The sequence below is a fragment of the Nocardia sp. CC201C genome (assembly GCF_030010695.1).
In the GTDB taxonomy this organism is placed as follows: Bacteria; Actinomycetota; Actinomycetes; order Mycobacteriales; family Mycobacteriaceae; genus Nocardia; species Nocardia otitidiscaviarum.
The window spans coordinates 1-8976 of sequence record NZ_JASCXP010000312.1 but is presented as its reverse complement, the minus strand read 5'-3'; the positions used below and the strand labels follow the sequence as shown (position 1 = coordinate 8976).

The 8976-nt window shown below is 69.3% G+C and carries 8 protein-coding genes and 2 pseudogenes; 4 read left to right on the top strand and 6 right to left on the bottom strand.

The genetic code is table 11. From position 1 onward, the window contains the following. Window positions 1-81: 81 nt before the first annotated feature. Window positions 82-897 carry an alpha/beta fold hydrolase gene (locus tag QK444_RS26390; protein ID WP_282784731.1) on the bottom strand — a complete coding sequence of 272 codons (816 nt, stop codon included), beginning with the start codon at window positions 895-897 and terminating at the stop codon, window positions 82-84. A 464-nt stretch (window positions 898-1361) separates the two neighbouring features. Beyond that, a pseudogene (locus QK444_RS26385) lies at window positions 1362-1922 on the bottom strand (hypothetical protein); the annotation flags it as partial. Window positions 1923-2312: 390 nt separating this feature from the next. Between QK444_RS26385 and QK444_RS26380 the strand changes: the two are divergent. Both QK444_RS26380 and QK444_RS26375 read left to right on the top strand, forming a co-directional pair. Then, on the top strand, window positions 2313-3734 hold the full coding sequence (locus QK444_RS26380) for a short-chain fatty acyl-CoA regulator family protein (RefSeq protein ID WP_282784729.1): 1422 nt from the start codon (window positions 2313-2315) through the stop codon (window positions 3732-3734). A 175-nt stretch (window positions 3735-3909) separates the two neighbouring features. After that, window positions 3910-4626, top strand: a complete 717-nt coding sequence (locus QK444_RS26375; RefSeq protein ID WP_282784727.1) for a hypothetical protein — start codon at window positions 3910-3912, stop codon at window positions 4624-4626. Between the two features lie 68 nt (window positions 4627-4694). Here QK444_RS26375 and QK444_RS26370 read toward each other — a convergent pair whose 3' ends face one another. Both QK444_RS26370 and QK444_RS26365 read right to left on the bottom strand, forming a co-directional pair. Further along, window positions 4695-4994 carry a DUF1540 domain-containing protein gene (locus QK444_RS26370; protein ID WP_029930094.1) on the bottom strand — a complete coding sequence of 100 codons (300 nt, stop codon included), beginning with the start codon at window positions 4992-4994 and terminating at the stop codon, window positions 4695-4697. 123 nt (window positions 4995-5117) lie between these two features. Then, entirely contained in the window at window positions 5118-6074 is a 957-nt protein-coding gene (locus QK444_RS26365; protein ID WP_282784724.1) for an SDR family oxidoreductase, read from the bottom strand. A 131-nt stretch (window positions 6075-6205) separates the two neighbouring features. On the opposite strand from QK444_RS26365, the gene QK444_RS26360 reads away from it, so the two are divergent. Together QK444_RS26360 and QK444_RS26355 are read left to right on the top strand one after the other, a co-directional pair. Further along, window positions 6206-7369, top strand: coding sequence for a histidine kinase (locus tag QK444_RS26360; RefSeq protein ID WP_282784723.1), 1164 nt, complete (start codon window positions 6206-6208; stop codon window positions 7367-7369). Then, on the top strand, window positions 7369-8004 hold the full coding sequence (locus QK444_RS26355; RefSeq protein ID WP_282784733.1) for a response regulator transcription factor: 636 nt from the start codon (window positions 7369-7371) through the stop codon (window positions 8002-8004). The genes QK444_RS26360 and QK444_RS26355 overlap by 1 nt, the downstream gene beginning before the upstream one ends. Window positions 8005-8015: 11 nt before the next feature. Here the strand turns inward: QK444_RS26355 and QK444_RS26350 are convergent, their stop codons facing one another. Together QK444_RS26350 and QK444_RS26345 are read right to left on the bottom strand one after the other, a co-directional pair. Continuing rightward, on the bottom strand, window positions 8016-8717 hold the full coding sequence (locus QK444_RS26350) for a sterol desaturase family protein (protein WP_282784721.1): 702 nt from the start codon (window positions 8715-8717) through the stop codon (window positions 8016-8018). After that, window positions 8698-8976: pseudogene (locus QK444_RS26345) on the bottom strand (GntR family transcriptional regulator); the annotation flags it as partial. The pseudogene QK444_RS26345 and the gene QK444_RS26350, both read right to left, overlap by 20 nt.

The window sequence follows — 8976 nt, the reverse complement described above, 5'->3', positions numbered from 1 at the left end:
GGCCCGCGGCCTAGGGCCGCGGACCTTCCCATACGTCTCGGTCCGCCTGCCTGGTTCCGCCCTGCCTCGGTCCGCCGTGCCTCAGTCCGTGAGGAATTCCACCACGTCGGCGACCAGCCGCGGGTCCTTGATCGCGCCCATGTGCGAGGCGCCGGGATACACCCGCGCGCGAGCGCCCGGAATGCCCGCGGCGGTGAGCTCCAGGTTCCGCACCGGGTAGGCCGCGTCCTTGTCACCGCCGAGGACGAGGGTGGGCGCGCTGATCTCACCCAGCCGATCGGTGAGGTCGAAGGCGTCCTCGGCGCGGATGAACGCGGCGGTGGCGGCGGGGTCGTGCGGCCGCGCCAGCGGGTCGAGCAGCCACGCCACCGCGGCCACCAGGCGCGCGGCCACGGGGTTCTGGATGGTTTCGCCCGCGATGTGGTGCATCCCGCGCCGCCCGGACTCGACGGCCCGCGCGTAGTTCAGCTGCGCCTCCCGCACGTGCGGTTCCAGCCGGTAGCCGGAGGAGACGACCACCAGCCGCCGCACCGCCTCCGGATGGTCGGCGGCCAGTTGCAGTGCGACCGAACCGCCGGAGCTGACGCCGATCACATCCACGGGTTCACCGAATTCCTTGTGCAGCGCCTCGGCGTGCTGGTCGGCGATATCGGCCATGGTGGTGCCCGCCGGGGTGCCGGGCGCCCGGTTCACCGCGTAGACGCGGAAGTGCCGGGCGAGCGGACTCAACGTCTTGATCTCCGAGGTCCGCATCCAGCCGGTCGGATTGGCATGGTCGGGGGTGAACCAGCGCAGGAATACCAGCGGCCGACCGGAACCCAGCGCGAGATAGGGCAGGTTGTGCGCCAGCGCCCCCTCGGTGACGTCCAGTTGCGCGGATGGGCCGGGTTTCGCCATGGTGTCCTCCGTGTGCCGAGCCGGACCCTATTGTCCGTCGGCTCCCAGTCTGCCGCAGCACAAACGCGACCGTCCAAGACGTATCACTGCTGGCGGCCGGAACTACGCCTGCTGCGCTCGACCACGCGACCGGATGCGTACACGAGCACCGCCACCGTTCGGCCGCACCGCGCAGCGACCCGCCGCCCCCATCGCGCCTACGGTGGGTCGATGCACCCCCGCAGAGCCCTGGCGCTGGCGCTGACGTTCGCGATTCTCCTGGCCGTCAACACGTATTCGGGTCTGGCGCTGTACGCGTTCACGGCGGGACCACGGGCGGAGGCCGTCGTGGTGGACCGTTCCGGCGGGAAGAACATCCGCTGCTGGGGGCGGTGGACACGGCCGGCCGGCACACCGGCGGCGGGTGACGGCTGTTGCGGCGCGGCGCTGTCCGGATCACGGAAGCCCGGCAGCCAGTCGTCCACGAACGGGATCATCAGTTGGATGAGCGGGCCGATTCCGAAGGCGTAGACCAGGGTTCCGATGCCCACGCTGCCGCCGAGCAGCCAGCCGGTGGCCAGCACGGTGGCCTCGATGCCGGTGCGGATCATCCAGACCGGTCGACCGGTGCGGCGTACCAGTCCGGTCATCAGGCCGTCCCGCGGTCCGGGGCCCATGCCCGCGCCGATGTAGAGCACCGTCGCGACGGCGTTGGCCACGACCGCGATCCCCATGGCGGCGATCCGCCAGCCCAGCCCGTGCACCTGCGGCAGCAGCCACAACCCGGCGTCCACGGCCACCGCGATGACCACCACATTGCTCACCGTTCCCAGACCTGGCCGCTGCCGCAGCGGAATCCAGGCCAGTAGCACCGCCACCCCGGTCACGGCGACCACCGCCCCGAAACTGATCGGCACCCGCAGGTCCACGCCCTGATGGAACACATCCCACGGATCCAAACCCAGCCCGGCTCGAATCATGACGGCCATCGACAGCCCGTAGAGCACCAATCCGACATAGAGCGCGATCAACCGTCGAAGCAACATTCGACCAATATGTCGACAACTGGTCTGCGAATACAGAGCCAGTCGGCAACAACTGGCCCGAACACACGCGATCATGAGCGGGCGACCGGCCACGGTGATCGCCGCGCAGGCGCTCGTACTCGACCGCTGAGCAGGTCGGTACCGTGGGCCGGCAGCGACCTCGGCAAACGTTCCCGCTCGAGATTCCTGCCGCGGAAACGCCTCGGCGACGGCGAGAACACGTACTATATGGGTCTTCATGTGTTTTGCTCATCAATGGAGCAACCGTTCTTTCTTCGCACGCTACGCACTCTCCGCGTGGCGTGAAAATACCTTGCAGTAGCAGATTTCCGGCTACGAACCCGCGCGAAATTGCGATGATTGCGAAGTCATCTGGGTAGAGTTCCACGCGTGCGCAAGATGTATGCGGGTGCCCGACTACGGCGGTTGCGCGAGGAACGGCGGATGACCCAGGCCGCGCTGGCGAAGTCCCTGGATCTGTCCCCCAGCTACCTCAACCAGCTGGAGCGCGATCAGCGACCCCTCACGATTCCCGTGCTGCTGAAACTGAATTCGACCTTCGACCTCGATGTGCAGTTCTTCGCCGCGGACTCCGATGCCCGGCTGGTCTCGGATCTGCACGAGGTGCTCGTCGAGGCCAGCGGCGGCAACTCCGCGCCGGTCGCCGAGGTCGAAGACCTGGCCACCCGATTACCCGAGGTCGCCAAGATCATCGTCGCCATGCACCGGCGGCTACGGGCCGCCACCGACCAACTGGATCTGCTGTCCTCCAAGGTGGCCGCGCCCACCGGCGCGCCCGGCGTGCCCATGCCCTACGAGGATGTGCGGGACTTCTTCTACGACCACCACAATCACATCGCCCACGTGGACCTGGCCGCCGAGCGGCTGTTCGAGGAATGCGGGCTCACCATCGGCTCACTGGACCGGCAGCTGGCGCGGGTGGCCGAGGAACGCGCGGGTGTGACCGTCCTGGTGCGCGGCGACGGAGCCGACCCGAATATCCCGAAGCGCCACTACGACAAGGAAACCCGGACTCTCACCCTGGCGCGGCGGCTACGCCCCGGACAGCGCGCCTTCCAGATCGCCACCACCCTCGCCTTCCTGCTCTACGGCCAGCTCCTCGACGAGGTGCTCGACGAAACCCCGTCGCTGGCGGGCGAATCCCGCGCGCTGGCCCGCATCGGACTGGCCAACTACTTCGCCGGGGCGCTCGTCCTCCCCTACGGGAAGTTCCTGCGCAGCGCCGAGGAACTGCGCTACGACATCGACCTGCTCGCCCTGCGCTTCGAGGTCGGCTTCGAAACGGTGTGTCATCGGCTGAGCACACTGCAGCGGCAGGGACATCGCGGGGTGCCGTTCTTCCTCATCCGCACCGACCGCGCCGGGAACATCTCGAAACGCCAGTCCGCCACCGCATTCCACTTCTCCCGGGTGGGCGGCAGCTGTCCGCTGTGGGTGGTCTACGAGGCGTTCGCCAATCCGGGCCGCACCCTCACCCAGGTGGCGTCCATGCCCGACGGCCGCCGCTACCTGTGGATCGCGCGCACCACCCATCCCGCCCCGCACGGATTCGGCACCGGTCCCAAGGAATTCGCCATCGGCCTCGGCTGCGATCTGGAGTACGCGGACCGCCTGGTGTACTCCCAGGGACTGCAACTCGACGACCCCGCCGCCGCGGTCCCGATCGGCGCGGGCTGCAAGGTGTGCGAACGCCCCGCCTGTCCGCAACGCGCCTTCCCCCAGATCGGACGCCCCTTGGCGGTCAGCGAAACCACCTGCACCGACCTGCCCTACCCGCGCCTGCCCCACTGACAGCGGCCGGAGCTGCCGACACCGCACGATGTCGAAGGCCGGACGGCGGCGGGCACGGTGCACGACGGTATCGACACCCGCTCGCGGTGTGGCGATCCTGGTCAATGCGCTGCCGGGGCGGGCGGTCCGGTCCTACACTGCGCATGAATAGATTCTGGAGAACGGTGCGGCCGCAATGATCAGCAGCAGAATCGTCGCCGCGTTGGCTGTCGTAGTCGCGCTCACCGGCGCACTGTTGACGGCGGGCGGTGGTACCGCCCACGCGTACGGACCGTGGTCGTGTGCGCCCGACGATCCGTTGCGGCCCACCGCGGAGCTGATCGGCACGTGGAATACCGCCACCATCACCGACCCGGCCGATCCCCGGATGGATGATCCGCTCACCCAGTTCGAGTTGGAAGTGAATCTCACGGCGGCCATGGAGCTCGGGCTCACGGTGTACTCCGAACCCGTCGACGGCGTCTACTGGTCGGCGCAGTCCCGCCAGCTCACCTATGAGCCCGCCCGTCGTTTCGAACTGGCCTGCACCGGGCGCGACAATCTGTGCTGGATCGCCGACGACCTGCGGGTGCGCTACAACCAGGAAGCCGTGGTTGGCATCGAGTTCCTCCCGGCCGACGACGAGCGCGCCGACGGGTTCCTCGTCCGGGTGCCGGGTGTCGAACTATCGCGCGTGCACAATGCCCTGCTGGCGGATCCGGTGGCGCGGGAACGGCTCGGCGGCGGCTCGGTCACCGAGGACGGCACACTCGTCCTGATCGCCGACCGTGCCGATCTCGAGGTGGCGCGGGCCTTCGTCCGCGGCCTGGGCGCACAGTGGGACTCGGCCGCCGTCCGCTACGGCGACCGCCAGCTGGTTACGGGCTACTGCGTACCGGGCGTCTACTTCTGATATCCGCACAGCGGCCAGCGCGGCCCGACCGCATCGCTACGGTCGAGTCGCGCTGTCTGCCGCGGCCGTCAGGCCGGTGTGTAGGTCAGGCAGTTCGCCGTATGGTCGGACGCACCGAGGCCGACCCGGATCTCCGGCGCGGTGCATTCGAGATCCTTGTTGTGGGTGCAGTCGGCGCGCTGGCAGGCGCCGACCATGGAGGTGACGCGATCCAGCCCGCCTTTGCTCGAGAGCGGAATGAAGGTGGTGCAGTCGGCGTGGCCGTTCTCCCCGGCCACATTGATCGCGTAGGCGTGGCAGCCATCGTGGTTGTACGAGCAGTCGCTGACCGTACATTCGCTGACGTGAGGCATTTCCAATGTGGTCATGAATTCCTCCGTGCCGTTGGGCCCGTGGGTGGGCTGACCCACGGGGGATCCGACAGTGATCCTATATCGGTTCCGTCCCGATAAACAGCAAGGTCAGCCTTGCCTGTGCACTCCGGACCCTATTCAGGCGTGCGCCGTTTTCCCGCCGTCGATCACCAGTTGCGCACCCGTGAGATAGGTGTGTTCGGGTGCGGCGAGGGTGAGTGCGAAAGCGGCGATCTCCTCCGGGGTGGCAAGGCGACCGAGGCCCGGAACATTCGAACTGGCCCACTGTTTCAAGAACACCTGCCGCGCATCGGCGGGCATGGACTCCAGACCACCCGCCCGCCAGACCAGTTCGGTGTCCGTGGTGCCCGGGACCAGGGTGTTCACCCGGATTCCGGCAGCCGCGTAATCCAGGGCCGCCGACTGCACCAGACCGACCAGCGCCCGCTTGCTCGCGGTATAGGCGGCGCGACCGGCATCGGTGGCCAGCGCATTGCTCGAGGATGTCACCACAATGGTGCCGCCACCGCCGCGGAGCATATGCGGCACTTGGTATTTCATCGCCAGGAAAACTCCGCGCAGATTGGTGCCGACCACGCGATCGAAATCCTCGGCGCTGTATTCGTGCAGTTTCTTCTGAATGGTGATGCCCGCATTGTTGAACGCCACGTCCAGCCCGTTGTAGATCCGCACGGCGGTATCGACGAATTCGCGCACCTCGTTCTCGACCAGCACATCGGCGCGAATATAGGTGGCCTCCCCGCCCGCCGCGCGAATCTCCCGCTCCACCGCCTGACCGCGATCGACCCGGCGACCGCAGAAGGCGACCCGTGCCCCCTCGGCGGCGAACTGCCGGGCCGCCGCCGCGCCGATGCCGGAGGTCGCGCCGGTGATGAGCACCACCTGGTTCTCGAAGCGCCGTCTCCCGATCGACGGCACCGGGGGCGGGTTGGAGTCGGCCCCCAGCGCCACTCCCCCGGCCAATCCGGCCGCCGCGCCGACCGCCAGGCCGGAGGCGGTGAGGCCGAACAGCTTGCGGCGGTTGGGTTTCGAGTGGTCGTCCGCGGTGGGCGGAGTGTCGGTCGCATCGTTCATGACGTCCACCGTGCCCCGCCGCGCCCCGCCGCGGATCCGACCGGCGGCTCCTCCCGGCGGCCGCGGGGAGGAGCCGTCTCCTCCCTCGGGAGGAGACGCGGGGGCGGGTGTGAGCGGGCATGATGTGAAAGGTGGTGGAGTCGACCGGAATGCGGCGCGGTATCGAGTGGATGCTCGACGCCCGGTCGATTCCGATCCGACTGCTGGTGCTGACCGCACTGGCGGCCGGATGCCTGCTGCTGCTCACCCGAACCACCGACCCGCTCGACTGGGCCATCGCCCTTGCCTCGGTGCTGCTCACCGCCGGTGGGGTGCGCTGGCCGCTGGCCACGGCGCTGACCACCACCGCCGTGCTCATGGTCGGCTTCGAATTCGGGCACACCGGCCCGGTGGTCGCCAAGGTGGCCGCCGCCATCGCGCTCACCGAACTCGCCGCGCGGCACCGGGGTTGGCGGCCGCTGCTCGGCGCGGCGGTACTCGCCGGTGCGTACCTGCTGCATCCGGGTGAGAGCGCGGCCGCCACCGCGTACCGCGCCGCGGTCATGGCCGGACTGCCACTGCTCATCGGCTCCCTGCTGCGCACCGCGCGCGACAGCGCCGCACGCGCGCGACACCAAGCCCACGAACTGGCCCAGCGCCGCGAATCCGAGGTGGCCGCCGCGCGGGCGCTGGAACGCACCGCCATCGCACGGGAATTGCACGACCTCATCGCACACCACGTGTCCTCCACCGTGCTGCGGGTCGGCATCGCGCGCCACGCGCTGCCCGACGCCCCACCCGCCGTCCTCGAGGTGCTCGACGATATTCATGCCAGCGGCAGGGAAACGCTGGCGGATCTGCGCAAGCTCGTGACCGTCCTGCGTGATCCGAACGGCGATGACGAATCCTTCCTCGCGCCCGCGGATCTGCCCGACGCCCTCGCCGCCGCCGTGGAACGCGCACGGCGGCTGGGCATTCGGACGCACGCGGAGGTGGACGCCGCGATCACCGACGTGGACGCCCTCACCGGACTGACACTGCTGCGCCTCACCCAGGAGGGATTGGCGAACACCGTGCGGCATGCGGGGCCCGGGGCACGGGCCGCCCTGACGATCGTCCGCCATGATGAGAAGGTGGATTTCACACTGCGCGACCAGGGTTCGGCGGCGCGCACCGGCGACGGTCCGCCCGGCGTCGGCCTGATCGGCCTGCGCGAACGCGTGGAACTGCTCGGCGGGGCGTTCACCGCCGCAGCCGTCACCGGCGGCTGGCGGGTCACCGCGCAGCTGCCCACCCGGTCGCGAGTCGCGCCGTGATCGTCCGGGTACTCGTCGTCGACGATCAGCAGCTGGTCCGCGCCGGACTGCGGATGCTCTGCCAGACCGCCGACGACCTCGAGGTGGTCGCCGAGGCCGCCACCGGAGCCGAGGCCGTGCGGTTGGCCGCGCGGCTCACCCCCGATGTGGTGCTGATGGATCTGCGCATGCCCGGTATGGACGGCATCCGCGCCACCGCGTGCATTCTCGCCGACCGGCCGACCGCCCGCGTGGTCGTGCTGACCACCTTCGACGACGACGATCACCTGTACCCCGCACTCGCCGCCGGAGCCTGCGGTTTCCTGGTGAAGGACGCCTCCCCGGCGGACCTGTTGGCGGGTATCCGCCGCGCCGCGGCGGGCGACCATCCCTTCACACCGGAAGTGCTACGGCGCGTGCTGGATTCGGCGGTGACGGCGCGCACGGAGGCCGATCCCGCCGCACCCGTCGCCGATCTCACCGCCCGCGAGCGGGAGGTGCTCGACCTGGTGGCCGAGGGCCTGTCGAACACCGAGATCGCGAACCGGCTGCACGTCGGCATCACCACCGTCAAAACCCACGTCACCAACCTGATGGCCAAGACCGGCGCCGACAACCGCGTCCGGCTCGCTCTGCTCGGACACGGTCGGCGCTGACGCGCACCTGCCTACTGGTGCAAGGCTTTCGCGGTCGGCGAGTTGGGGGTCGCACCGGGGTCCGGGTAGGTGCGCAGCATTCGATCGGCGGTGCCGGAGGTGGTGACCGTGAACCAGTAGTGCTCGTTCTTGAAGTGGTGCAGGCGGTGGTTGCGGCGGACGGCGCGGTAGAGCCGGCCGCTGGGCTGGTAGTCGGTGTGCACGAGGTAGTGGGTCCACTCGTAGTTGAGGCCGAGCAGAGCGAGCACCACCAGGAAGGTCAGGCCCAGGCCGGGCCGTGGAAAGGCCAGGGCGGCAATGGTGACCAGCACCGGGATGAGCCACAGGAAGGTCTGCCAGGGGATGAAGATCAGCGGGATATCGCGCGGATCGCGGTGGTGCTCCCGGTGTTTGCGCGCCAGCAGCGAATCGACGGTGAGACGGCCGATCCGGCGCGGCCGCCAGTGCAGCACGCAGACGTGGATGAGCCATTCGACGAGCGGGAACAGCGCCAGCATCACCACCGGCACCAGGGCGTCGGTGATCCGCCAGTCCCCCACCGCGATCCGGGCCGCGAGCGCCGTCGCGAACAGGGCCGCGATGATCCACGGCGAGGGCTGCCGCACGAATACCCGGAAGGCGTCGGGCAGGGAGAGTGTAGCGCGGCGGGCGGACGCCGCCTCATCGGCGGCCAGCCGGGCTCGGGCGGCGCGGTCAGGATCGTTCGGGTTCATCGGGCGCCTCCTGTAGACGGCGAATAAGTGTGGCGAATTCCGTTGTCGCCGTGGACAGTAGATCGGTGGCGGCGGTGCGGGCGGCGGTGCTGTCGCGCGCCGCGACGGCATCGGCGATGGCGCGATAGCGATCGACGCGGGTGACCTCGGCGGCCATGAGCACCGCGAGCGCCTCGATGGCGGGCTCGTAGACGGCGCGCAGATTGTTGTAGAGCAGCCGGTAGACGATGGAGTCGGCGGCATCCACCAGGTGATCCCA

Coding starts and splice junctions, on each gene's coding strand:
- QK444_RS26375 (WP_282784727.1), top strand. CDS start 3,910: ATGATCAGCAGCAGAATCGTCGCCGCGTTGGCTGTCGTAGTCGCGCTC.
- QK444_RS26350 (WP_282784721.1), bottom strand. CDS start 8,717: ATGAACCCGAACGATCCTGACCGCGCCGCCCGAGCCCGGCTGGCCGCC.
- QK444_RS26370 (WP_029930094.1), bottom strand. CDS start 4,994: ATGACCACATTGGAAATGCCTCACGTCAGCGAATGTACGGTCAGCGAC.
- QK444_RS26365 (WP_282784724.1), bottom strand. CDS start 6,074: ATGAACGATGCGACCGACACTCCGCCCACCGCGGACGACCACTCGAAA.
- QK444_RS26390 (WP_282784731.1), bottom strand. CDS start 897: ATGGCGAAACCCGGCCCATCCGCGCAACTGGACGTCACCGAGGGGGCG.